Source organism: Spirillospora sp. NPDC052269 (assembly GCF_040679435.1).
Classification (GTDB): domain Bacteria; phylum Actinomycetota; class Actinomycetes; order Streptosporangiales; family Streptosporangiaceae; genus Spirillospora.
On sequence record NZ_JBFAUU010000004.1, the window covers coordinates 91,314 to 112,781 of the forward strand.

The following is a 21,468-nucleotide window of genomic DNA, read 5'->3' on the forward strand; positions in this document are numbered from 1 at the left end:
TTTCACCCCGCCAGTCCTATGCTCCTGCCCGTTCGTGTGCTTCTGTGATCTGTTTCGGACATACAGAGGACGGCCTACGGGGAGGCCAGAATTGGAACCACGACCGAGGACGCGCGGAATCGGGGCCGCGCTCGCCGCCATCGCACTCATCGCGTCGACGGTCGCCGCGTGCGGTTCGAGCGGCGCCAAGGCCGCACCGCCGCCGGCGTCGTCCACGACGCCCGCGCCCGCGGCGCCCGCCGGACGCACCGAGCCGCCCGTCGAGATGCCGACCGGCCCGAAGGCGCACTTCACCTTCTCGCACAAGACGTCCGGCGGCCCGATCATGGTCACCACGCTCAAGGGCGCGAAGTCCGGCGTCACGGGCAAGGTGTGGGTGTGGCTACCGCCGGAGTACAAGAACCCGCGCTACGCCAGGAGCGGCTTCCCGGTTCTGATGCTCTACACCGGCAACACCGGGGTGAACTACAACTTCTGGGCTCACGAAGAGGTCGAGCCCATGCAGAAGACGGCCGTCCAGATGGAGAAGCGGCACAAGGCCCACCCGTTCATCATGGTCATGCCGGTGCTCCAGATGTCGACGCGCCAGGACACCGAGTGCAGTGACATCCCGGGCATGCCGAAGATGGGCACGTTCCTGGGCGACGACGTCTACAGGATGGTGAAGGCCAACTTCCGCACGCTCCCCGGACGCGACGGCTGGGGTCTCGGCGGCGCGTCGTCCGGCGCGTTCTGCGCGGTGAAGCTGGCCCTCCAGCACCCCGACCGCTACCGCGCGGCGATGTCGTGGGCCGGGTACTTCGTGCCCGAGCCGCAGGCGGGCCCGCGCTGGACGCCGCAGCAGATGCGCGCGAACGCCCCCGCCGAGATGATCAGGAAGCGGCCGGACGTGCGGCTGTTCCTCCTCGCGGGCGACCGCAAGCTGTTCCGTTCCGACAAGGAGCGGATCATGGCGTTCAAGCGGCTCGTCCAGTCCCCCACGACCGCCCAGGTGGAGATCCAGAAGAACGGCGGGCACTACACCGCCGACCTCCAGAAGCTGCTGCCGGACATCCTCGCCTGGTTCACCAAGAACCTGGAGGCCCCGGTCCCCGGCCGGTAGGCCCCGACCTTGAAGAGAGGCCCGGACGGACCGTCCGGGCCTCACGCCTGTTCAGAGGTCCCTGGTGGCGTCCTCGTAGCGGCGGATGGTCTCGATGAAGACCTGGCGCTCGGACGGGGTGAGGGGTTCGAGCGCGGTGCGCCAGGCGTCCGCGCCTCGGGCCAGCCAGCGGTGGATGGCGTCGACGTGGTCGGGGGCGATCGCGACGATCGTGCGGCGTCGGTCGGCGTCGTCCGCGCGGCGCTCCAGGATGCCCTGGCGGCTGAGGTCGCCGACCATGAGGCTGACCGTGGTCGGGGCCACCTCCAGGCGCTCGGCCAGCGCGTTCACCGGCATCGGGCCGTCGAAGACCAGGTAGCCGAGCAGGGAGAGGTGGCGCGGCGCCAGCGCGAACCCGGACAGCGACTCCGGCGGCGGCAGCTTCTTCGTCCGGCCGATCAGACGCGGCATGAGCAGCAGCATCGCGCGGATGCCGGTCTCGACATCCGCACCCCCGGCGTGGACGTCCGAACCTTCGGCATGGACGTCCGCCCCCTTGGACTCCCGGCCCGTTGACATACAGATACCTTTGCATCCAAAGTAGATTTGCTTGCAAAGCAAACATGATTCGCCGGGTTCAGCATAAAGCGGAGGCCAGGGACATGACCCACACCGAGCGCAACCGTCCGATCGTCGAGGAGTTCCGGGCCAACGGCGGGAAGGTCGGCGGGTACTTCGCCGGGACGCCGCTGCTGCTGCTCACCACCACCGGCGCCCGCTCCGGCGAGCCGCGGACCGCGCCCCTCGCCTACCAGGAGGACGGTCACGGACGTCCCGTCGTCTTCGCCACCAACGCGGGCAGCGACCACGACCCGCTCTGGTTCCGGAACCTGGTCGAGGACCCGCGCGTCACCGTCGAGATCGGGACGTCCACGTACACGGCGACCGCGATCCCGGCGCACGGCGAGGAGCGGGACCGGCTGTTCGCGCGGATGGCCGAGTCGTCCGAGGCGTTCGCCGCGTACCGGGAACGGACGACCCGGACGTTCCCGGTCGTCGTCCTGTACAAGGTGGACGCGGCGCGCGAGAACGCGATCGGCGCCCAGCTCGCCCGCGTCCACGAGGACCTCCGGACCGCGCTCCGCGACCTCTTCGAGGCCGCCGCCTTCGGCGCCGAGCCGACGCCGACACTGCTGGAGCAGCTGCGCTCGCACTGCCTGACCGTGTGCGGTGACCTGGAGTCGCACCACGGCAAGGAGGAGGGCGTCTTCCCGCGCATCGAGCGGCTGTATCCGGCCCTCGCCCCGATGCTGGACGAACTGCGCCGCCAGCACGTCGTCCTCGCCGAGAAGCGCGCCGAGCTGGAGTCCCTCTGCACCCGGACCGACCTCGACCCCGGCCGGCGGCTCGAGGAGATCTCACGGCTGGCGGACGAGATCGACGCCCACTTCGCCGACGAGGAGCGCCGCCTCCTCCCCGTCCTGGACGTCGTCGACCCCGCCGCGCTCCGCGGCCCGGCCGGAGCCTCACCTGCCGGAACGCGACCGGCTTAGCGCTCGCGGGGGCCGTCCCACGACGGGGAGCCGGGAAAATAGGGTTATTGCCTGATTTCCGGACCGTCCCCTCGGCGGACGATGGAAATCCCATCGACCCTGCCTCGCGAGGAGCGTGCCTGTGAGCGTCCAGGATGTCCCGACCCGGACACCCGAGACCGTCCGGCCCCCGATCTTCACCCGCGCCTACGTGACGATGTGCGTGCTCTCGTTCGGCGGGATGGCCAGCTGCTACCTGCTGATGTCGACGCTTCCGCTGTTCGCGGCGCGGCACGGCGGCGGCGGGTTCGGGGCCGGGCTGACCACCGGCACGATGATGCTCGCGACCATCCTGCTGGAGCCGGTGACGCCGCGGCTGGCGAGCCGCTACGGCTACCGCCTGACGCTCACCGCCGGCCTCCTCCTGATGGGGGTTCCGGCGCTGCTGCCGCTCACGTCGAGCGCGCTGCCCGTCGTCCTGCTGGCGTGCGCGCTGCGCGGCGCGGGGCTCGGGATCATGGTCGTCGCGGGCACGGCGCTCATCGCCGAGACCGTCGCGCCCGAACGGCGGAGCGAGGCGCTCGGCGTCTACGGGATCGCGGTCGGGGTCCCCGCGCTGTCCTGCCTGCCGCTGGGGATCTGGCTCAGCGAGCACACGGGGTTCCGGGTGCTGTTCGTGGCGGCGGCGGTGGTCGCGGTCGTCCCGCTGGCCGTCGCGGGCGGGCTCCCGGGCGTGCGCGGCGCGAGCGAGGGCGAGGCGGGCGAGGACGAGCCGGCCGAGCACGGCGGGCTGCTCGCCGCCGCCCTGCGGCCCGAGCTGGCACGGCCCGCGATCATCTTCGCGGCGATCACGTTCACCACCGGCGTGCTCCAGACGTTCCTGCCGCTCGCGGTGCACGGCGCGACGGCCGGGCTGGTGGCCGGGTCGCTGTTCGCCCAGTCCCTCGCGACGGCGGTCACGCGCTGGCTGTCGGGGCGGTTCGCCGACCGGTACGGGGCGCGGCCGCTGCTCGTCCCGATGGTCCTGCTGACCACGGCCGGGGCGGCGACGCTGGTGTGGACGGGCAACCCGGTCGCGGTGATCCTCGGGCCTGGCCTGTTCGGGGCCGGGTTCGGCATCGCGCAGACGGCCACGCTCGCGCTGATGCTCGGCCGCGTGACCCGGCCGGAGTTCGGCCGGGTCAGCGCGCTCTGGAACATCGCGTACGACGGCGGGATGGGCGTCGGCGCGGTCGGGTTCGGCATCGTGGTGTCCGTCGCGTCCTACGCGGGCGGGTTCGCCATCACGGCCGGGCTGCTCGCGCTCACGATCGTCCCGGTCTGGCTCGACCGCCGCACCCGGTAGGTCCGCAGCGCGATGTTCTCGGCCGTCTTCCGGACGCTGTTCGCGATCATCTTCTTGCCCGGCATGTACGGCATGAGCTTGTAGTTCTGCCGGAGCAGCCACGCGATCACGCGGTTCTCCGGGACCATCATCTTCGCGACGCCCTGCCCCTGCTTCTGGCATCCCGCGACGTACTCGCGCATCGCCTCCTCGTAGCGGGCGAACGCGACGTGGTGGTCGCCACCGGCCTCGGCCAGCTCGCCCGCGAGGACGTACGCGGCGACCATGGCGAGGCCGGTGCCCATCCCGGAGAGGGAGGACGGGCAGTACGCGGCGTCCCCGAGGAGGGCGACGCGGCCGCGCGTCCAGCCGTCCATGCGGACCTGGCTGACCGAGTCGAAGTAGAAGTCGGGGGCGTCCGCCATCATGCCGAGCAGCCGGTCGGCCTCCCAGCCGCTGCCCGCGAACGTCTCGGCGAGCAGCCGCTGCTGCGCCCCGACGTCCCGGCGGTCGATGTCGGTGAGGGGCGCGGAGAAGTAGAACACGGCCTTGGCCTCGGTGTTCTCCCGCGCGCTGTACATCGTGAGGACCTTGCCGGGCGTGGTGTGGGCGAGGCCCGCGTGGTCGATGCCGAGGTAGTTCGGGACGGTGAAGATCGCGCAATAGAGGCCGAGGTGGGACACGTGGTCCTGTTCCGGCCCGAACGCGAGCCGCCGGACGTTGGAGTGCAGGCCGTCCGCGCCGATGACCAGGTCGTAGCGTCCGGCCTGGCCGCTGTCGAAGGTGACGGTCACGCCGTGGGGGTCCTCGTCCAGGCGGGCGATCGAGTCGCCGAAGACGTACCGGGTGTACGGCGCGGTCTTCTCGAACAGGATGCGGGCGAGGTCGCCGCGCAGGATCTCCACGTCGCCCGCGAACAGGTCGGCGGGCATGGACGCCAGTTTCTTGCCGTTCGTGTTCACGTAGACCATCGCGCCGGTGTGGGTCTGCTCGCGGCGGATGTCCTCCAGCACGCCCATCTCCTCGAGGATGCGCAGGTGCGCCTTGCCCCGGAAGTCGACGGCGTAGCCGCCGTCACGGAGGTCGGTGGCCTTCTCGACGATCGTGACCGAGTGGCCGTGGCGGTGGAGCCAGTAGGCGAGGGCGGGACCGGCGACCGAGGCGCCCGAGATCAGGATGTTCTTCGTCATGGCCATGACTCTGCGGGAGGCCGCTCACCGCGACCTCACCGCCGGCTCACCGCCGCCGTCTAGAACTCCGGAAGGACGTGAAGTGGCGTGCTCTGGACGGTCTCCTCGGACAGCCCCGCCAGAAGCAGAACCTCGTCGTGGCTGAGCCGGAGGCCCTCCCGGTAGGCGGCCGTGTAGGCGTCGTCCCCGAGCCGCGCCCGCATCGCCTGTTCGATCTCGGTGACGTCGGGATCGTTCACCGCGTCCATTCCGCGTAGGACGGTCGCAGCGCCGAGCAGGCGAGCAGCCTCCTCCCCTTCGCGCACGCGCGCGAGGGCGACGACGGCACGAGCGGCTTCCGATAGCGCGCCGATGGTGGCGGCCACTTCAACGGCCTGGAGGTAGAGGTCGGCGGCCTTCGGGGCGGGTTCGGCGATGCGTCCTAGGCCGATGAGGGTGCGGACGCGGTTGCCCACGCTCTTCACCCAGGTCGGGTCGAAGTGCTCCAGGGCCTCTTCGTAGAGGTGTTGGGCTTCGTCCTTGTCGCCCTTGGCCAAGGCCATGTCGGCTAGCCCGCGCAAGGCGGCGGCGAGGCAGGTGGCGTTTCCCGCGCGCCGGGCCACGGCGGCGGCCTCGGCGTAGTCGGCCCGGGCGGCCTCCGGGTCGTCCGCCGCGCGGAGGTCGCCGCGGTTGCAGAGCAGGTCGGCCGTGTCGTCGGCCGCGCCGAGTTCCCCGGCGAGCGCCAGCGCCTCGTCGGTGAGGGCGACCGCGCGGGCGGTGTCCCCGGCCATCGCGGCGAGCCCGGCCAGGGCGTCCAGAGCGAGGGCCGTCCCCCAGCGTTCGCCCAGCTCACGGAAGCCGTCGGCGGCCGTCTGGTACTCCTGCTCGGCCTGCGCGAGGTCGCCCTGCGCGAGCTGCGGGTAGCCGGACATCAGGTGCGCCGCCGACCGCGCCCAGCGGTCCGGGCTCTCACGCTCGGCCATCAGCGTCCTGAACTGGACGCTCACGTCACCGCCGCCGACCGAGTTCATGAGCCACTGCAGCGCGGCCATGGAGTTCCTCAGCGGACGTTCCGCCTCGGCCAGCGCGGACGCGGCGCGCTCGCGCTGCCGCTCGGTCGCGTGCGTCCCGGCGATCGTGACGCAGACGGCGTACTCCTCGGGCGGCGGCCCGGAGCCGGGGCGGTCGGCGTCCGGGAGGTCCAGGATCGCGGCGGCGAGCGGCGCGGCCGAGCCCGCCAGGCCCCGGATCCAGAGGTAGATCGACATGGCCGTGAGCAGGCGGGACGCGGTCCCGGCCCGTCCGGCGCCGATGGCCCGGCGGAGCGCGGCGAACAGGTCGTCGTGCTCGGCGGCGAGCCGGTCGAGGGCCGCGAGCTGCCCGGACCCGAGGAGGTCGGCGCCCGCGGTGAGGGCGAGGAGGTGGGCGGCGTGCGCGGCGTGGATCTCGTCCGCCTCGCCCGCTTCGTCCAGCTTCTCCGTCCCGTAGGCGCGGATCGTCTCCAGCATCCGGTAGCGGCCCTGGGAGAAGTCGAGCAGGGAGCGGTCGGCGAGGGCCGTCAGGGTCTCCTCGTCCGCGCGCGCGACGGCGAGCGCGGTCGCGGCGGTCGCTCCCCCGGCGAACACGGTGAACCGGCGGGCCGCCGCGCGTTCGTCCTCGGTCAGCAGCTCCCAGCTCCAGTCGACGACGGCGCGGAGCGTCCGGTGCCGGGCGTCGGCGGTGCGGCTGCCCCGCGCGAGCAGCGCGAACCGGTCGTCCAGGCGCTCCGCCACGTCCGACAGCTCGTGCGTGCGCAGCCGGGCCGCCGCCAGCTCGATCGCGAGCGGCAGATCGTCCAGCGCGGCGCAGACCTTCCGGACGAGCGCCCCGGGCAGGACGACGTCGCGGCGCGCGGCCCTGGCCCGCTCCTCGAACAGCCGCACCGCGTCGTCCTGCGGGAGCGGCCGGACCTGCCACAGGCGCTCGCCCGCCACGTCCAGCGGCTCCCGGCTCGTCGCGAGGATCCGCAGGTCAGGGCACTCGGAGAGGAGACGCCAGGCCAGGTTCGCCGCGTCCGCGACGACATGCTCGCAGTTGTCCAGGACGAGCAGCAGATCGCGTTCGGCGAGCGCGGCGACCAGCCGCTCCTCGGGGTCGGGATCGGCCCCGGGGCCGCCCAGCAGGCCGTGTTCGCGCAGGCCGAGGGCCTGGATCACGGCCTGCGCGGGATCGGCGACGGGCGCGAGCGGCGCGAACGCGACCTCGCCGTCCCAGCGCCGCGCGACCTCCCCGGACAGCCGCGTCTTGCCGACGCCGCCCGGGCCGAAGAGGGTGACGAGCCGTCCGGACGCCAGGCCGTCCAGCACACCGGCGACGTCGTCGTCCCGTCCGACGAAACCGCTGATGGGAGTGCCGGGGCGGGCCGTCCTCGGGTGCCTGGCGGCCGGGGGCGGCGCGGCGGGCGCGCCCTGGAGGAGGGCCTGGTGGAGCGCGGTCAGCTCGGGCGACGGGTCGGCGCCCAGCTCGTCCGCCAGCAGGACACGGGTCTCCTCGAAGAAGGTGAGCGCCTCGGCCTGCCGTCCGCCCGCCGCGAGCGCCCGCATCAGCAGGGCGCGCAGGTCCTCGCGCAGCGGATGCCGCGCGATCAGATCGCGCAGCTCGACGACGGCGGCGTCGTGGCGGCCGAGCGCCAGATCCGCCTCGGCGCGGGCGACGAGCGCGGCGAAGCGCAGCTCGTCCAGGCGGGTGGCCGCGGCGCCGCCGGACGTCGTCTCCGCCGCGTCCGCGAAGGCCGGGCCGCGCCACAGGCCGAGCGCCTCGGCGAGCAGGTCGGCGGCCCGGGACGCGTCCCCGGCGGCGAGCGCCGCGCGGCCGTCGTCCGCGAGCGCCTCGAACCGGGCCGCGTCCGTGTCGGCGCTGGTCAGGCGGTATCCGGCCGGGGTGCTCTCGATGTCGGCGTCCGGACGCAGGACGCCCCGCAGCCGCGACACCTGCGACTGGAGCGCGTGCGCCGGACCACCCCGGCCGCCCTGCCCGTCCCCCGGGTAGAGCTCGTCTGCCAGGCCCTCCGCGGACGCCGCCTCACCCGGCCTGACCAGCAACAACGCCAGCAGGGCACGGCGAGCCGGGCCACCGAGCGGGACCTGTGTCCCGTCCGTCCGCCACGCCGCCGTCGACCCGAGAACCCCGAACCGCATGACCGTGATTATCGTCCCGAACCGCCCTTTGCGCAGGTTGGACCCTCGGCTGGCTACCATGCAGGCCATGACGAGCGGACAGGCACGACCGATCACCGTGGTGGGGGAGCCGATCCTCCACCGCCCCCTGCGTCCGGTGGAGAGCTACGACGCCGACCTCGCGGCCCTGGCGGACGACATGTTCGCCAGCATGTACGAGGCCGACGGCGTCGGGCTCGCCGCGAACCAGATCGACGTCGACCTGCGCATCTTCGTCTACGACTGCCCGGACGCGGACGACGTCCACCAGAAGGGCGTCGTCTGCAACCCCACGGTCGTCCTGCCCGAGGGCCCGGACCGGCACCTCGACGACGGCGACGAGGGCTGCCTGTCGGTGCCCGGCCCGCACGCGCCGCTCGCCCGCCCGGACCGCGCCACGTGCCACGGCTTCGACCTCGAGGGCAACCCGATCACCGTCGAGGGGACGGGGCTGCTCGCCCGCTGCCTCCAGCACGAGACCGACCACCTGAACGGCAAGCTCTACATCGACCGCCTCTCCACCCGCGCCCGCAAGAAGGTGCTGCGCGAGATGGAGGAGATGCGCGCCGAGGCCGAAGCCGAAGCCGAGCAGCCGCTCTGACTCAGTCGGCGTAGGGCGGCTCGGGGAAGTACTGGATGTACTTCTGAACGCCGCGCGCGTGGTCGACGCCGTGCAGCTGGCCGATCAGCCACAGCGCCATGTCGATGCCCGCCGAGACGCCCTGGCTGGTCACGACGTTGCCGTCCACGACGAACCGCTCGCCCCGGACGAGCGTGACGCCCTCGCGCGCGTCCAGCTCGTCCTCGGCGGCCCAGTGCGTCGCGGCCTTCCTGCCGTCCAGCAGCCCGGCGTCGTGCAGGAGCAGCGAGCCGGTGCACACGCTGGTCACCCACCGGGCCTTGGCCGCGGCCGCCGCGAGCCACCCGGTGGTCACCGGGTCCTGACCGGCCCGGACGCGCCCGTTCCCGCCCGGGACGAGCAGGACGTCCAGGTCGGGGTGGTCGTCGAAGGTGGCGTGCGGCAGCACCCGCATGCCCTTGTTGCACCGGACGGGCCCGTCCGTCGCGGAGATCAGCACCGCGGTGTCCGCGCCCTCCCGGACCATCGAGGAGGCCGTGAAGACCTCCCACGGGCCGGCGAAGTCGAGCTCCTCCGCGCCGTCGAACAACAGCAGTCCATAGGTCAGTCCCTGAGTCGTCATCAGACGTCCCTTCCCGTCGATCTGAACCGTTCGCGATAGTCGGACGGCGCGACGCCGACCGTCCGGTGGAAGGCCCGGCGCAGCGTCTCGCCGGTGCCGAAGCCGAGCCGCCGGGCCAGCGCCTCGACCGGTTCGGCGGTCTCGGCGAGCGCCCGCCGCGCCGCCTCGATCCGGACCCGCTCGACGTATCCGCCGGGCGGGACGCCCATCTCCGCGGTGAACCGGCGCTGCAGCTGCCGGGTGCTGAGCCCGGCGCATTCGGCCAGGTCGGCGATGCCGTGCCGGTCGCCGGGGCGGGCGTTGACCGCGTCCACGGCCATCCGGATCGGGTCGCTCGAGGGACGGGCCGTCCACAGCGGGACGCTGAACTGCGACTGGCTTCCCGGCCGGCGCAGGAACATCACCAGCTCGCGGGCGACCAGGTGCGCGACGTCCCGGCCGAGGTCGTCCTCGACCAGGGCGAGCGCGAGGTCCATCCCGGCGGTCACGCCCGCCGAGGTCCAGACCCGGCCGTCCCGGACGTAGATCGGGTCGCAGTCGACCACGGCCTCCGGATGCGCCCGGCGGACCTGCTCCTCGCGCTCCCAGTGCGTCGTGACGCGCCTGCCGCCGAGGAGACCGGCCGCGCCGAGCAGCAGCACGCCGCTGCACACCGACGCCACCCGCCGGGCGCCTCGCGCCGCGTCCCTGATCCAGCCGACCAGCGCCTCGTCCCCGGCGGCCGCGTCCACCCCGGCCCCGCCCACGACCACGAGCGTGTCGACGCCCCCGGACGGGTCGAGGCCGGCGACGCCGTGCCGCGCGACGACCGGCAGCCCGCTGTGCGCGCGGACCTCCCCGGCCTCGGGCGCGACGACCAGGCACTCGTACCGCCCGGTGAACGAGAACACCTCGAACGGACCGGACAGGTCGAGCGACTGGAACCCGTCGTAGACGACGAACACGACACGCTTCACACCTCCAAGCGTGCTGCCCGCCCGCGATGGCGTCAACGACACGTACCCCACACATCGCGCCAAACGGCGTGCCGAACAGGGCGCCGCGCATTATTCCGCGAGAATCCGCGAATTATCGGTTGACAACATCCCCGGGCATCCCACTAATATTGCGGCCATGGAGCTGTGATTCATCTTCCGGGTTGAGCCGCCCGCCACGTGCCCGTCCTGAACGACGCGCACGTCCGCGGCCGCTCCCCATCTCTCTTCCCTCGGCCGTCCCTCGGCTTCGTTCTGCATGCCTGTCCACGCCCCATGCGTGCGTCCAGTCATGCCCGACGCCTGCCCGCACGGACCGCCGACCATTTTTCGCGGCCTTTCACAGGCCGAATTCGAGCATGCCTGGAAGGTGGATTCTTTATGCGATCCCAAAACGACGACACCACGCCCTTCGCCAAGGCCCTCGCGAAGAAGAAGTCCAAGAACGACTTCAAGAACCCGCGGGCGGCCGCAGTGAAGGACCACGGGCGCAAGAACGCCGGCCGCACGCCCACCCGGCAGTTCAACCGGGGCCGCTAGGCCCCCGTCCGGCCGCCCCACACGGGGCGGCCGGACGCTCCCGCCCCTCGCGGGGCGGGCACTCCTGCCTCAGCCCTCCGCGCGGATGGCCTGGTAGAGCGCGTGGTCCTGCCAGCGTCCCGCGATCTTGCAGTAGTCCGGCGCGATCCCGTACCGGACGAAGCCGTTGCGCCCCAGCACCCGCTGCGAGCGCTCGTTGTGCACGAGCGTCGCGGCCTGCACGCGGTGCAGGCCGAGGCCGTCGAAGGCGATCTCCACGATCTCCCCGACCGCGCGCGTGGCCAGCCCGCGCCCGTTCGCGGTGCCGCTCACCCAGTAGCCGAGGTTCCCGGACTGGAACGCCCCCCGGACGATGTCGACGAGGCTGACACGTCCGGCGATGGCACCGTCGTCGTCCACGATCACGCGCGGCACCGCCCTCCCGTGCGCGTGGTCGTCGAGCATGACGGTCAGCCCCGCGCGCTGCCCGGCCTCGGTGAAGAAGTCCTCCTGGCGGACGGGCTCCCAGGGCGCGAGGAACTCCCGGTTCGCGCTGTACAGGTCGGCGAGTTCGGCCGCGTCGGCCAGGGTGACAAGTCGCGTGACGCTCATCCGTCCATGATCACCGAACCGGGGCGGCCAGGACAAACCGGGCCCGTCACCCGGCATCCGCCGACTCGGCCGGCGGTCAGTCGGCGGGCATGGCGCTGCCGGAGTCGTGGTGCTCCGGCGCCGCGGGCTGTCCCTTGAGGGCTTCGCGGAGCTGCTCCTCCTGCTCCTCCGACAGCGAGGTCTGGATGACCTGGCCGCCGAAATGCGCGAGTTCGGGCAGCACCTTGTCCGGCGTGCTCTTGGTGATGAGTAGGAAGACCGCCGCCGCGCCCGGACGCAGGCCCTCGCCGAGTTGGCGCATGAACCGGTCGTTGATGCCGATGTCGGTGGCGGCCCCCATGGCCGCGCCGGTCGCGCCGCCGATGGCCGCGCCGATCAGCGGCTGGAGGAAGATCAGCCCGATCAGCCCTCCCCACAGCGCACCGCCCGCCGCGCCCGCGCCGACGGTGCTCACCGACTGGTGCAGCTTGATCTTCCCGTCCTGGCGGCGCTCCACCACCACGGCGTCCGAGACCTCGATGACGTGCTGGGTCTGGAGCTCCCGCACCTTGTCCCGGACCCGCTCGGCGGTCTCCACGTCGTCGTAGGCGATCGCCACGAGATCACTCATCGCCTGCTCCCCCCTCGTTCCGGACGGCCGTTCCGCCGTCCCCCGGAGGGACACATACCCACGCTCAGTGATCTTCCACCGGCCTGACCTGCGGCTTCAGCCTCGGCTCTGCAGGACGCGGTGCAGCTCCCGGATCTCGTCCGCGAACTCCTCCACCGGGCCGTCCACCGGGAGGTCCGGCGCGACCTCGTTGATGGCGAGCGGACGGACGGCCGCGGGCGTCGCCGCGCCCAGCTCGTCCAGCCAGGCGCCGAGCTGCACGGTCGAGGACGCGTAGACGATGCGTCCGAGGCCGACCCAGCCGTGCGCGGCCGAGCACATCGCGCAGTGCTCGCCGGAGGTGTACACGGTCGCGGCGGCGCGCTCGGACTCCGGGACGTTCGCGGCGGCCCAGCGCGCGATCTCGAACTCGGGATGCCGGGTGCGGTCGCCGTCCTTGACGCGGTTGCGGTCCTCGAACAGCACCTCGCCGGACGCCGCGACCAGCACCGAGCCGAACGGCTCGTCGCCGTCCGCGAGGGCCTCGGCGGCCAGGTCCACGCAGCGGCGCAGGTGGGCGCGCTCGGTCTCGGTCGGCTCGTACCAGGTCATGCGTCCCCCTCGGTCGGTCACTCCGCCGAGGTTAGGTGATCATCACTGTTGCGGACAGGCGGGAGGCCCCGCTCGGCGAACACCTTCTTGGCGACGAGGGTCGCGTTGATCGCGCGCGGCATCCCGGCGTAGACGGCCGTGTGCAGCAGCGCCTCGGAGATCTCCGTGGCGGTCAGCCCGACGTTCAGCGCCGCGTTGATGTGCACGTCCAGCTCGATCTCGCAGCCGCCGAGCGCGGCCAGGATGCCGAGGGTGACCAGCTGGCGGTCGCGCGGCGCCAGCTGGGGCCGGTCGTACATGTCGCCGAACGCCCAGGCCACCACCTGGTGGCCGAGCTCGGGCGACACGTCGCCGAGCGACGCGACGACGCGCTGCCCGCCCTCGCCGTCCACCCGCTCCAGGATCTCCATGCCGTGCTCGAAACGCTCGTTCCGGTTCATCGCGTGCTCCTTTTCCACTCCGCTTGAGGCGATGTACCGATCTTGTCCCGGCAGGGCCGAGGAACTGCCCCCAAGGCATGATGTTCTATGCTTCCCATGCCTGGGAGGTATGGATGGAGATTCGGCTGCTCGGCTACGTCGTCGCGATCGCCGAGGAGGGATCGATCAGCGCGGCGGCGCGGCGGATGCATCTCACGCAGCCGACGCTGAGCCGCCAGCTGCGTGAACTGGAGCGGGAGCTCGGCACGCGGCTGTTCGAGCGGGAGGGGCGCGGGCTCGTCCCGACCGGGGCCGGGCGGGCGCTGCTGCGCCGGGCCCGGGTGATCCTCGCCGAGGCGGACGGGGCGCTGGAGGACGTCCGGCTCGCCGCGCGCGGACTGTCCGGACGGCTGACCGTCGCGTTCGGGCCGTCCGGGATCAACGGGCCGCTCGGCGCCGCGCTCGGACGGCTGCACCGCGAGCTGCCGGGCGTCGACCTGCGGCTGGAGGAGAGCTTCAGCGACGCCGACATGTCCGACGGCGTCCTTTCCGGACGGTACGACCTGTCCGTCCAGCGGCTGCCCGGAGGGGACGCGCGGCTCGCGACGCGGGTGTGGTGGCGCGAGCCGATGACGCTGTTCGTCCCGGAGAACCACGCGCTCGCGGACGGGACGGGACCGCTGCCGCTGAGCGCGCTCGGCCGGATCCCGCTGGTCCTGTGGCCGCGCGAGGTGTCGGCGCGCTCGCACGACGAGGTCATCGCCCTCTGCGACCGGGCCGGGGTGACGCCCCGGATCACGGCCGAGGGACGCACCGTCCCGACGCTGCTCGCGCTGGTCGCGGCCGGGTTCGGCGGCGCGGTGCTGGCCGACGCGATGCGCTCGCTGCGCCGCGTCGGGGTGGCCGCCCGCCCGCTCGCCGGGACGTCCACGACGCAGCACCTGGTGTGGCGCGCAGGCGACCCGGACCCGCTGGTCGAACGGGCCCGCACCGCGCTCGCCGAGCTGGGGCGGGACGCCCGGCCGGCCGCCGGCGGGGTAACGGCGGCCGGCCGGGAGTGAGGGGACCGGTCAGCCGACGTCGACGCCGTAGGCGCTGAGGACGGGTCCGACCGGCTGGAAGAAGGTCTCGCCGCCGGACGTGCAGTCACCGCTGCCGCCGGAGGTGAGGCCGAGGGCGGAGGTGCCGTCGAACAGCGAGCCGCCGCTGTCGCCGGGCTCGGCGCACACGTCGGTGTCGATCAGGCCGTTGACGGTGCCCTCCTGGTAGTTGACGGTCGCGTCCAGGCCCTGGACCGTGCCGCCGTGCACGCCGGACGTGCTGCCGCTGCGCTGCACGGACTCGCCGACGTACGCGTCCCCGGCCTGCGTGATCGGCTGCGTGGTGCCGTCGTACAGGTCGACGTCGCTCGGGTGGTCGGCGTTCCCGGTGTACTGGACGATCGCGTAGTCGGTCCCGGGGAACTGGCTGTCGTAGTTCTGCCCGAGCTCGTTGCCGCTCTCGTCCGTCCAGGTGGACGCGTCGTTGCCGCAGTGACCGGCGGTGATGAAGTACGCGGTGCCGCTCGAGTCGTGCACGTTGAACCCGAGCGAGCAGCGGACGTTCCCGCCGTAGATCGCGTCCCCGCCGCTGATCAGCGGCTTGAACGTGCCGCTGACCTGCCTGATCCGCACCGACGACCCGAGCGCGGCCGCCGCGGCCTTCACCTTGGCGAGCTTGGATCCGGTGACCGTCCGGTCCACGGACAGGACGACCTGGTCGGTGCGCGGGTCGACGGACCACGCGGTGCCGGGCACCTTCGCGGTCTTTCCGAGCCGGGCGGTCGCGGCGCGCAGCGCGGCGCCGTCGCGGCCGACCGTGCGGGCCTCGGCGCCGGCGGCGCGGACGGTCCGCGCGTCGGCGTCGTTGGTGACCGTGACGACGAGCTTGTGGCTCGCCCGGTCGACGTAGGCGCCCGCCGAGCGTCCGCCGAGCTGTTCGGCCAGCTGGCGGGCGGTCTGCGCGGGGTCGTGCGGCTTGGGCTGGGCCGCGTGCGCGCCGGGTGCGGCGGCGGCGGTCAGCGCCACGGCGGCGAGGACGGTCAGTCCGGCGCGCCTGGGCAGGTGGTGGGAGCTCACGGGGCGAATCCCTCCGTGGGACGAGGACGCGTACCTTGGCGACGCGCCCAGAGGCGACCGGTCGCTCGTCGAGCACACCCTTGCCGTCGGCCATGCGCGGGTCCCAGGCACGCAGGCCGCTGGGGCGGCCCCCTCGGCTATGGCGGCACCGAGGGGACCGCACCGTCGCGGTCGGCTCCGGACGCGAGGCGTCCTTGGCGGTGGAGCACACCCGACGGCGGGGTGGGAGCCCCGGTCTCCATGCAGCCTGAACGGCCCCTCAAAGCAGGACAATGGTTGCGGATGCCGCATAGGGCAATCCCTATGCCGCGCGAGGCGGCGGAACCACGTCCGCAACACCTCCACCCGCAAGGCGCACTGACCCCTCTCTCACCAAGGGTGACCGCCTCTTTACGAGAGGCCGGGGCTGACTTATGGTGAACACGAAGGGTCCGAACGCAAGGCATTCCTCGTCGGCCGAGTCCGCGATGGGGCGTCATGCACGGGCCTTTCGCCATTCAGGGGAAACCGGGCGGCGGTCAGTCGTGGTCGTCGTGCTCCCCGCCGGTGTGGACGGCGATGACGCCGGACAGCTCGGAGAGCGCGGCGGTGAGGCCGTGGACGTCGCCCGAGCCGTCCAGGACGAGGGTGACGGCGGCCGTGCGGAAGTGGTCGGCCTCGTCCCGGCCGTGCCGCTCGTCGCGTCCGACGTCGGCCTCGTCGTCCAGGTACTCGCGGTCGACGGCCGCCTCCTCGACCACGAACCCGCGGCGGGTGCACTCCATGAGGACGCGCCGCAGGACGCCGCGTCCGTCCTTGTAGCTCAGGCGCACGCGGACGCGTCCGGGCGTCCGCGCGAAGCGCGCCAGCGGCAGCCACCGGACGATCGTGTTCAGCCCCAGGACCACCCCGAAGTGCGCGACCGTGACGGCGATCGCGAGCAGCCAGAGGCCGCCGCCCGCGGCCATGCCGACGGCGGCGGTCACCCAGACCACGGCGGCGGTGGTCAGCCCGCGCACCGCGTCCCGCCGGACGAAGATCAGTCCGCCGCCGATGAACCCGATGCCGGACACGATCTGCGCCGCCACCCGGGACGGGTCGAACGACACGTGCGGGCCCGGCACGTGCTGGAAGCCGTACTTGCTGACCAGCATGAACAGGGCCGCGCCGACGCCGACCAGGGTGTGCGTGCGGACGCCCGCGCTCTTGTTGCGCAGGCCGCGCTCGACCCCGATGGCCGCCGACAGCACGATCGCCAGCAGCAGCTCACCGAGCTGGACCCACCCCTGCCCCTGCATGCCCGTCCGTCACCTCCGTCCGATGGAGTCCCTTTCCCCGGCGAGGGCGGAACGGAAACTCCGGACGGAATCGGTCAGGCGGGCGACCGTGGGGCGTCCTAGACGGGCGGGCGGACGTAGTCCTCCAGGCGGGCGACGGTGTAGCCCTGCTGGTTGATGTGCTTCAGCATGGCCGCGAACATCTGCGTCATCGTCGAGCCCTTGAGCTCCTTCGGCCCGCGGAAGTGGGCGAGGATGATGTCGCCCGGGTGCAGCTTCTTCTGCGCGTCGTCGTACTGCATGTTGTGGATCTGCATCGACTCGCGCCACAGCGCGATGCCATGGATCCCGCAGGCCGCCGCGGCCTCCTGGGTGGCCAGGTTGTACATGCCGTAGGGCGGGCGGAAGAGGTACGGCTTGGTCGTGTACTGCTTCACCAGGATCGACTGGTCGCCGCAGATCTGCGCCTTCTGGGCGTCCGGGCCCAGGTTGCGCATGACCGGGTGGTTCAGCGTGTGGTTCTGGACGTGGTTCCCGAGCGCCTGCAAAGGCTTGAAGTACCCGTAGTTCATCCTGACCGCGTCGTTCATCAGGAACATCGAGAACGGGACGCGCAGCTCACGCGCCATCTCGACGAACTTCGGGTCCTTCTCCGCGCCGTCGTCGATCGTGACGAACACGATCTTCTCCTGGGTCGGCACGGTGTTGAACACCTTCGCCGGGCCCTTCTTCGAGAGCTTGATCGGCTTGTCGGCCGGCGGCGCGGGCGCGGGCCGCATCGGCTTCAGGCCCCATTTCCCCCAGGCGGCCGGATCGACCTTGTCGGCCCCGTCCTTGCCTTTGGCGTTCGCCGGAGCGCCCTCCGGCCCCTTGCTCTCGGACGCGCCCGACGTCTTGCATCCGGCCAGTCCGGCCAGCAGAAGTGCCGCGCAGCCGATGCCCGCGACGAGCCGCCCTGAGGCAGCAGAAAGACCGGTCCCCACCCGGCAACCTCCCCGTCAAACGATCCCCGATGGCACAACCTAGCGGCGTTTCACCCCTGTTTGTCACCCGCCCCGCCGGGCATTCCACCCAACCCCCGGTAATGGAAAGGTCAACGTGGGGTAAGGCGATCCAGAACGTCGGCGGCGGGGCTTTCGGTGGCGCCGCGGAAGGCCGTTCCGGCCCAGAGATTGACCACGTCCGCGTCGCCGCGCTCGGCGGCGGCCTTGCGGAGCGGGGATGTGACGTAATGAACGTCCGGATAGACGGCCGGGACCTCGTCCGAGTGCTCGATCATGAACCGGTTGACCAGTCCGCGCGCGGGACGTCCGCTGAACGCCCTGGTCACGGCCGTCTCGGTGAAGCGGGGATCGGCGAGGGCGGCCTTGGCCACGGGCGTCGCGCCGCTTTCCGGACAGCGCAGGAACAGCGTTCCGACCTGGGCCGCGACCGCGCCGAGGTCGAGGAGTTCCGCGACGTCCCCCGAGGTGGCGACGCCTCCGGCGGCCAGCAGCGGGAGGCCGGTGATCGCGTGGACGGCGGGCAGCAGCTCGCGCAGCGGCAGCGCGCCCTCCGTCGTGTTGGTGAACGAGCCCCGGTGCGCGCCCGCCTCGGCGCCCTGGACGCAGAGCGCGTCCGCGCCCGACTCCACGGCCTCGCGCGCCTCGTCCACGGTCGTCACGGTGACCACAGTGGTCACACCTGCCTGGCCGAACGCGCCGACGATGTCGCGGGAAGGACAGCCGAAGGTGAAGCTGACCAGCTCGGGCGGGTCGGCGAGGAGGTCGGCGACCTTCGCGTCGTAGTCGTCGTCGCGGGCCTTGGGCGTGCCGGGCTCGACGCCCAGGCGGGACGCCTCGTCCGCGAGCCGGTCGCGGTAGGCGGCGACGGCAGCGTCGTCCGCCTCGTCATGGGACGGCAGGAACAGGTTCACGCCGATCGGACCGCCGGTCAGCGCCCGCGCCGCCGCGATGTCGGCGCGCATCCCCGCGGCGGTCTTGTACCCGGCCGCGAGAAAGCCCAGGCCACCGGCCTCGACCACGGCCGCGACGAGCTCCGGCGTGCCCGCGCCGCCCGCCATCGGCGCCAGCACCACGGGCCGCCGTCCTGCCCAGATCGCTCCGCCCATCCCGAACCTCCCGAGCTCGCGCGGGCCCCCGCCCGGCGGGGACGTCCCTCCTCCCGGCAAGATAGTCCGCTGACCACGTGGCGCGATCGGGAGGGGGCGGCGTGCGGATCCTGCTGCACTACGACGGGGAGTTCGACCGGCCCGGCTGGGACGTGGTGACCTGCTCGGAGCAGGACGAGGCGAGGTTCGCCGAACTGCTCCCGGACGCCGAGGTCATCTGGCACGTCCTGCGCCCGCTGACCGGCGCGGACTTCGACCGCGCGCCGAAGCTCCGGCTCGTCCAGAAGCTCGGCACGGGCGTCAACACCATCGACCTGGACGCGGCCGGGGAACGCGGCATCGCGGTCGCGAACATGCCCGGACGCAACGCGCAGGCCGTCGCGGAGACCAGCCTGCTGCTCATGCTCGCCGCGCTCCGCAAGGTCGTCGCGTTCGACGCGCACACCCGCGCGGGCCGCGGCTGGCCCGCCGACCCCGCGCTGACCGGCGGCGAGATCGCCGGGCGGACCGTCGGCCTGCTCGGCGGCGGCGAGATCGCGACGCTGCTGCGCGGGATGCTCACCGCGATCGGCGCGACCGTCCTGTACACCTCGCGGACGCCGCGTCCGGACGACCCGGCGTGGCGTCCGCTGGACGACCTGCTGCGGGCGAGCGACATCGTGTCGGTGCACATCCCGCTCACCGGCGAGACGCACCACCTGCTGGACCGCGACCGGCTGGCGCTGCTGCGGCCCGGCGCGGTCGTCGTGAACACCGCCCGCGGCGCGGTCATCGACGAGCGCGCCCTCGTGGACGCGCTCGACTCCGGCCACCTCGCGGGCGCGGGCCTGGACGTCTTCGAACAGGAGCCCGTGGCCGACGACAACCCGCTGCTGAAGCGCGAGGACGTCGTGGTGATGCCGCACGTCGCGTGGCTCACGCACGAGACGTGGGACCGCTACTTCGAGGTCGCGATGGAGAACGTCCGCCGCCTTTCATCCGGGCGCGAACTCCTCCACCGCGTCCGCTAGGCGGCCGGGCCTCAGCGCTCGTCGGGGTCGCGGGTGAGGTGGAAGTAGAGCAGGGACGCCTCGCCCTTGGCGTCCATCGCGCCCATGAGGACGTCGTCGCCGATCCGGCGGAAGTGGTCGATGATCGGCCGCCCGTCGTAGATCATCGCGACGGACGCGACGCCGTCGCACACGACCTCGCGCAGCCGCGCCGAGCCCATCCCGTCATAGGTGTAGAGGGCGCCGTCGTCGGTGCGGCAGACCAGCGGGTCCACGTTCTCGGGGTCGCTGAACCGCTTGCCGTACCAGCGCAGCCGGGCGAGCATGCGGGCCATCCGGTCCTCCGGGTCGAACACCCCGCCGCGCCAGAGCCCGGACAGTCCGCCGGGCTCGACGGGCGGCAGCGCCCGGAACAGGGTCGCGAGCTCGCCCGGGTCCGGGCGGGTCTCTCCGAGAACGAGGGCGAGGGCGCGGTCTTCGGTGCTCATGTCCACCTCGGGGGGTTCACGGACGTCGCGGAAGAGCGGGGTGGGTGCCGGTCCTCGCGGCCCCGGGCGGGACGGCCCTACGGCAGCAGGACGGGCTTCACGGTCGTGCCGGACAGCGCGTCCGCCTCGGCGCGGGCGATGTCGGCGAGCGGATAGGTCTGGATCAGGCGGTCGAACGGCAGCAGGCCGCGCCGCCACAGGTCGAGCATCCGGGGGACGAAGGTCTGGGGAACGGCATCGCCCTCGATGATGCCCCGAACCGTCCGACCCATGAGCATGAGGGTGGAATCGAGTCGATAATCCTCGCCTCCCACGGCCACGAGGCCGCAGACGCCGGTCGTGCGGAGCGCGGCGACGGCGGTCGCGACGACGTCCGGCCGCCCGGTCGTGTCGAGCGCGTGATGGAACCCGTCCGAAACCAGGGCCCGGAGACGGCGGGCGAGGTCGGGGTCGGCGCCGTCCAGCGCGTGCGTCGCGCCGAGCTCCAGGGCCAGGTCGCGGCGGGAGGCGTGCAGGTCGACGGCCACGATCGGGTCCGCGCCCGCGAGCCGCGCGGCCATCACGGCGGACAGCCCGACCGCACCCGCGCCGAACACCACGAGCGCCTCTTCCGGACGGACCGAAAGCGCCAGCAGCACCGACCCGGCGCCCGTCTGGATCCCGCAGCCGAGCGGCCCGAGCAGCTCGATCGGCGCTTCCGGATCGACCTTCACGGTGTTCCGGACGGTCGCGATCGCGTGCGTCGCGAACGACGACTGCCCGAACCACCGGTTGTGGACGGGCGATCCGGCCTCGTCGAAAGCACGCGGACGGCCGTCCGGAACCACGGCGGCCAGGTTGAGGCGGCCCATCCGGGCGCAGTAGCCGGGCCGTCCGTCGCGGCAGTTCGCGCACAGCCCGCACGAGTCGTATGACAGGACGACGTGGTCGCCGGCCGCGAGCCCGCCGCTCTCGCCCGGCCCGACCGCCTCGACGACCCCCGACCCTTCGTGGCCGAGGATGACGGGCTTCGGAAGCCGGTCGCCGCGCTCGTCCGCGAAGCGTCCGAGCAGGTCGGTGTGGCACATCCCGGCGCCCGCGATCCGGACGAGCACCTCACCCGGTCCCGGCTCGGACAGCTCCACCGGCTCCAGCGTGTACGGCCCGTCATGAGCGCGCAGCACCGCCGCCGTCGCGGACACCCCGGCCGTCCCGCCCGTCCCGGCCGTCGCGGACACCGCCGCCGTCGCGGACACCTTGGCCGTCGCGGGCCGTGGCTCGGGCTCCGTCGCGGACGCCATG

Annotated in this window: 22 protein-coding genes; 7 read left to right on the top strand and 15 right to left on the bottom strand. The window is 72.8% G+C overall.

Features of this window, described 5'->3' with window-relative positions; all coding sequences use genetic code 11:
* Positions 1–91: 91 nt before the first annotated feature.
* A complete protein-coding gene (locus AB0L06_RS09330; RefSeq protein WP_500230456.1) occupies positions 92–1,102 on the top strand; it encodes an alpha/beta hydrolase in 1,011 nt (336 codons plus the stop codon).
* Between the two features lie 51 nt (positions 1,103–1,153).
* Here AB0L06_RS09330 and AB0L06_RS09335 read toward each other — a convergent pair whose 3' ends face one another.
* Positions 1,154–1,660 (bottom strand): MarR family winged helix-turn-helix transcriptional regulator, encoded by a 507-nt coding sequence (locus AB0L06_RS09335; RefSeq protein ID WP_500230457.1) that lies wholly within the window; start codon positions 1,658–1,660, stop codon positions 1,154–1,156.
* An 83-nt stretch (positions 1,661–1,743) separates the two neighbouring features.
* Here AB0L06_RS09335 and AB0L06_RS09340 point away from each other — a divergent pair, with 83 nt between their 5' ends.
* Together AB0L06_RS09340 and AB0L06_RS09345 are read left to right on the top strand one after the other, a co-directional pair.
* Positions 1,744–2,634 (top strand): nitroreductase/quinone reductase family protein, encoded by an 891-nt coding sequence (locus AB0L06_RS09340; RefSeq protein ID WP_500230458.1) that lies wholly within the window; start codon positions 1,744–1,746, stop codon positions 2,632–2,634.
* Between the two features lie 121 nt (positions 2,635–2,755).
* A complete protein-coding gene (locus AB0L06_RS09345; RefSeq protein ID WP_500230459.1) occupies positions 2,756–3,958 on the top strand; it encodes an MFS transporter in 1,203 nt (400 codons plus the stop codon).
* On the opposite strand, the gene AB0L06_RS09350 is transcribed toward AB0L06_RS09345, so the two are convergent.
* Both AB0L06_RS09350 and AB0L06_RS09355 read right to left on the bottom strand, forming a co-directional pair.
* Positions 3,877–5,127: an FAD-dependent monooxygenase gene (locus AB0L06_RS09350; RefSeq protein WP_500230460.1), complete on the bottom strand. Its 1,251-nt coding sequence runs from the start codon at positions 5,125–5,127 to the stop codon at positions 3,877–3,879. The genes AB0L06_RS09345 and AB0L06_RS09350 overlap by 82 nt on opposite strands.
* Before the next feature lie 59 nt (positions 5,128–5,186).
* Positions 5,187–8,282 (bottom strand): ATP-binding protein, encoded by a 3,096-nt coding sequence (locus AB0L06_RS09355; protein WP_500230461.1) that lies wholly within the window; start codon positions 8,280–8,282, stop codon positions 5,187–5,189.
* 67 nt (positions 8,283–8,349) lie between these two features.
* Between AB0L06_RS09355 and def the strand changes: the two genes are divergently transcribed.
* Positions 8,350–8,901: a peptide deformylase gene (gene def, locus AB0L06_RS09360; protein WP_500230462.1), complete on the top strand. Its 552-nt coding sequence runs from the start codon at positions 8,350–8,352 to the stop codon at positions 8,899–8,901.
* 1 nt (position 8,902) lies between these two features.
* Here def and AB0L06_RS09365 read toward each other — a convergent pair whose 3' ends face one another.
* Positions 8,903–9,502 carry a DJ-1/PfpI family protein gene (locus tag AB0L06_RS09365; RefSeq protein WP_500230463.1) on the bottom strand — a complete coding sequence of 200 codons (600 nt, stop codon included), beginning with the start codon at positions 9,500–9,502 and terminating at the stop codon, positions 8,903–8,905.
* Positions 9,502–10,458, bottom strand: a complete 957-nt coding sequence (locus AB0L06_RS09370) for a GlxA family transcriptional regulator (RefSeq protein ID WP_500230464.1) — start codon at positions 10,456–10,458, stop codon at positions 9,502–9,504. The genes AB0L06_RS09365 and AB0L06_RS09370 overlap by 1 nt, the downstream gene beginning before the upstream one ends.
* A 399-nt stretch (positions 10,459–10,857) precedes the next feature.
* Here AB0L06_RS09370 and AB0L06_RS09375 point away from each other — a divergent pair, with 399 nt between their 5' ends.
* Complete coding sequence (locus AB0L06_RS09375) at positions 10,858–11,016, top strand: hypothetical protein (RefSeq protein ID WP_500230465.1); 159 nt, start codon at positions 10,858–10,860, stop codon at positions 11,014–11,016.
* Between the two features lie 69 nt (positions 11,017–11,085).
* Here the strand turns inward: AB0L06_RS09375 and AB0L06_RS09380 are convergent, their stop codons facing one another.
* The 4 genes from AB0L06_RS09380 to AB0L06_RS09395 all read right to left on the bottom strand — a co-directional run bounded on the left by AB0L06_RS09380 (position 11,086) and on the right by AB0L06_RS09395 (position 13,248).
* Entirely contained in the window at positions 11,086–11,607 is a 522-nt protein-coding gene (locus AB0L06_RS09380; RefSeq protein ID WP_500230466.1) for a GNAT family N-acetyltransferase, read from the bottom strand.
* A gap of 76 nt (positions 11,608–11,683) precedes the next feature.
* A complete protein-coding gene (locus AB0L06_RS09385; RefSeq protein WP_500230467.1) occupies positions 11,684–12,217 on the bottom strand; it encodes a DUF1269 domain-containing protein in 534 nt (177 codons plus the stop codon).
* Between the two features lie 96 nt (positions 12,218–12,313).
* Positions 12,314–12,808: a nucleoside deaminase gene (locus AB0L06_RS09390; protein WP_500230859.1), complete on the bottom strand. Its 495-nt coding sequence runs from the start codon at positions 12,806–12,808 to the stop codon at positions 12,314–12,316.
* A gap of 17 nt (positions 12,809–12,825) precedes the next feature.
* Positions 12,826–13,248: a carboxymuconolactone decarboxylase family protein gene (locus tag AB0L06_RS09395; protein ID WP_500230468.1), complete on the bottom strand. Its 423-nt coding sequence runs from the start codon at positions 13,246–13,248 to the stop codon at positions 12,826–12,828.
* A gap of 113 nt (positions 13,249–13,361) precedes the next feature.
* Here AB0L06_RS09395 and AB0L06_RS09400 point away from each other — a divergent pair, with 113 nt between their 5' ends.
* Positions 13,362–14,288 carry a LysR family transcriptional regulator gene (locus AB0L06_RS09400; RefSeq protein ID WP_500230469.1) on the top strand — a complete coding sequence of 309 codons (927 nt, stop codon included), beginning with the start codon at positions 13,362–13,364 and terminating at the stop codon, positions 14,286–14,288.
* Between the two features lie 9 nt (positions 14,289–14,297).
* On the opposite strand, the gene AB0L06_RS09405 is transcribed toward AB0L06_RS09400, so the two are convergent.
* The 4 genes from AB0L06_RS09405 to AB0L06_RS09420 form a co-directional block, all read right to left on the bottom strand.
* Positions 14,298–15,344, bottom strand: a complete 1,047-nt coding sequence (locus tag AB0L06_RS09405) for a S1 family peptidase (protein WP_500230470.1) — start codon at positions 15,342–15,344, stop codon at positions 14,298–14,300.
* A 518-nt stretch (positions 15,345–15,862) separates the two neighbouring features.
* The gene (locus AB0L06_RS09410; protein WP_500230471.1) at positions 15,863–16,621 is read right to left on the bottom strand and encodes an MgtC/SapB family protein; all 759 of its coding nucleotides are present in this window, start codon (positions 16,619–16,621) and stop codon (positions 15,863–15,865) included.
* A 98-nt stretch (positions 16,622–16,719) separates the two neighbouring features.
* Positions 16,720–17,583 carry a polysaccharide deacetylase family protein gene (locus tag AB0L06_RS09415; RefSeq protein ID WP_500230472.1) on the bottom strand — a complete coding sequence of 288 codons (864 nt, stop codon included), beginning with the start codon at positions 17,581–17,583 and terminating at the stop codon, positions 16,720–16,722.
* 110 nt (positions 17,584–17,693) lie between these two features.
* Positions 17,694–18,710, bottom strand: coding sequence for a nitronate monooxygenase (locus AB0L06_RS09420; RefSeq protein WP_500230473.1), 1,017 nt, complete (start codon positions 18,708–18,710; stop codon positions 17,694–17,696).
* Positions 18,711–18,811: 101 nt separating this feature from the next.
* On the opposite strand from AB0L06_RS09420, the gene AB0L06_RS09425 reads away from it, so the two are divergent.
* Positions 18,812–19,720: a 2-hydroxyacid dehydrogenase gene (locus tag AB0L06_RS09425; RefSeq protein WP_500230474.1), complete on the top strand. Its 909-nt coding sequence runs from the start codon at positions 18,812–18,814 to the stop codon at positions 19,718–19,720.
* Positions 19,721–19,731: 11 nt separating this feature from the next.
* Here AB0L06_RS09425 and AB0L06_RS09430 read toward each other — a convergent pair whose 3' ends face one another.
* A complete protein-coding gene (locus AB0L06_RS09430; RefSeq protein ID WP_500230475.1) occupies positions 19,732–20,187 on the bottom strand; it encodes a DUF4334 domain-containing protein in 456 nt (151 codons plus the stop codon).
* Positions 20,188–20,264: 77 nt separating this feature from the next.
* Positions 20,265–21,467 carry an NAD(P)-dependent alcohol dehydrogenase gene (locus AB0L06_RS09435; RefSeq protein ID WP_500230476.1) on the bottom strand — a complete coding sequence of 401 codons (1,203 nt, stop codon included), beginning with the start codon at positions 21,465–21,467 and terminating at the stop codon, positions 20,265–20,267.
* Position 21,468 lies beyond the last annotated feature (1 nt).

Coding starts and splice junctions, on each gene's coding strand:
- AB0L06_RS09335 (WP_500230457.1), bottom strand. CDS start 1,660: ATGTCAACGGGCCGGGAGTCCAAGGGGGCGGACGTCCATGCCGAAGGT.
- AB0L06_RS09340 (WP_500230458.1), top strand. CDS start 1,744: ATGACCCACACCGAGCGCAACCGTCCGATCGTCGAGGAGTTCCGGGCC.
- AB0L06_RS09350 (WP_500230460.1), bottom strand. CDS start 5,127: ATGACGAAGAACATCCTGATCTCGGGCGCCTCGGTCGCCGGTCCCGCC.
- AB0L06_RS09355 (WP_500230461.1), bottom strand. CDS start 8,282: ATGCGGTTCGGGGTTCTCGGGTCGACGGCGGCGTGGCGGACGGACGGG.
- def (WP_500230462.1), top strand. CDS start 8,350: ATGACGAGCGGACAGGCACGACCGATCACCGTGGTGGGGGAGCCGATC.
- AB0L06_RS09365 (WP_500230463.1), bottom strand. CDS start 9,502: ATGACGACTCAGGGACTGACCTATGGACTGCTGTTGTTCGACGGCGCG.
- AB0L06_RS09375 (WP_500230465.1), top strand. CDS start 10,858: ATGCGATCCCAAAACGACGACACCACGCCCTTCGCCAAGGCCCTCGCG.
- AB0L06_RS09380 (WP_500230466.1), bottom strand. CDS start 11,607: ATGAGCGTCACGCGACTTGTCACCCTGGCCGACGCGGCCGAACTCGCC.
- AB0L06_RS09385 (WP_500230467.1), bottom strand. CDS start 12,217: ATGAGTGATCTCGTGGCGATCGCCTACGACGACGTGGAGACCGCCGAG.
- AB0L06_RS09390 (WP_500230859.1), bottom strand. CDS start 12,808: ATGACCTGGTACGAGCCGACCGAGACCGAGCGCGCCCACCTGCGCCGC.
- AB0L06_RS09395 (WP_500230468.1), bottom strand. CDS start 13,248: ATGAACCGGAACGAGCGTTTCGAGCACGGCATGGAGATCCTGGAGCGG.
- AB0L06_RS09400 (WP_500230469.1), top strand. CDS start 13,362: ATGGAGATTCGGCTGCTCGGCTACGTCGTCGCGATCGCCGAGGAGGGA.
- AB0L06_RS09410 (WP_500230471.1), bottom strand. CDS start 16,621: ATGCAGGGGCAGGGGTGGGTCCAGCTCGGTGAGCTGCTGCTGGCGATC.
- AB0L06_RS09420 (WP_500230473.1), bottom strand. CDS start 18,710: ATGGGCGGAGCGATCTGGGCAGGACGGCGGCCCGTGGTGCTGGCGCCG.
- AB0L06_RS09430 (WP_500230475.1), bottom strand. CDS start 20,187: ATGAGCACCGAAGACCGCGCCCTCGCCCTCGTTCTCGGAGAGACCCGC.
- AB0L06_RS09435 (WP_500230476.1), bottom strand. CDS start 21,467: ATGGCGTCCGCGACGGAGCCCGAGCCACGGCCCGCGACGGCCAAGGTG.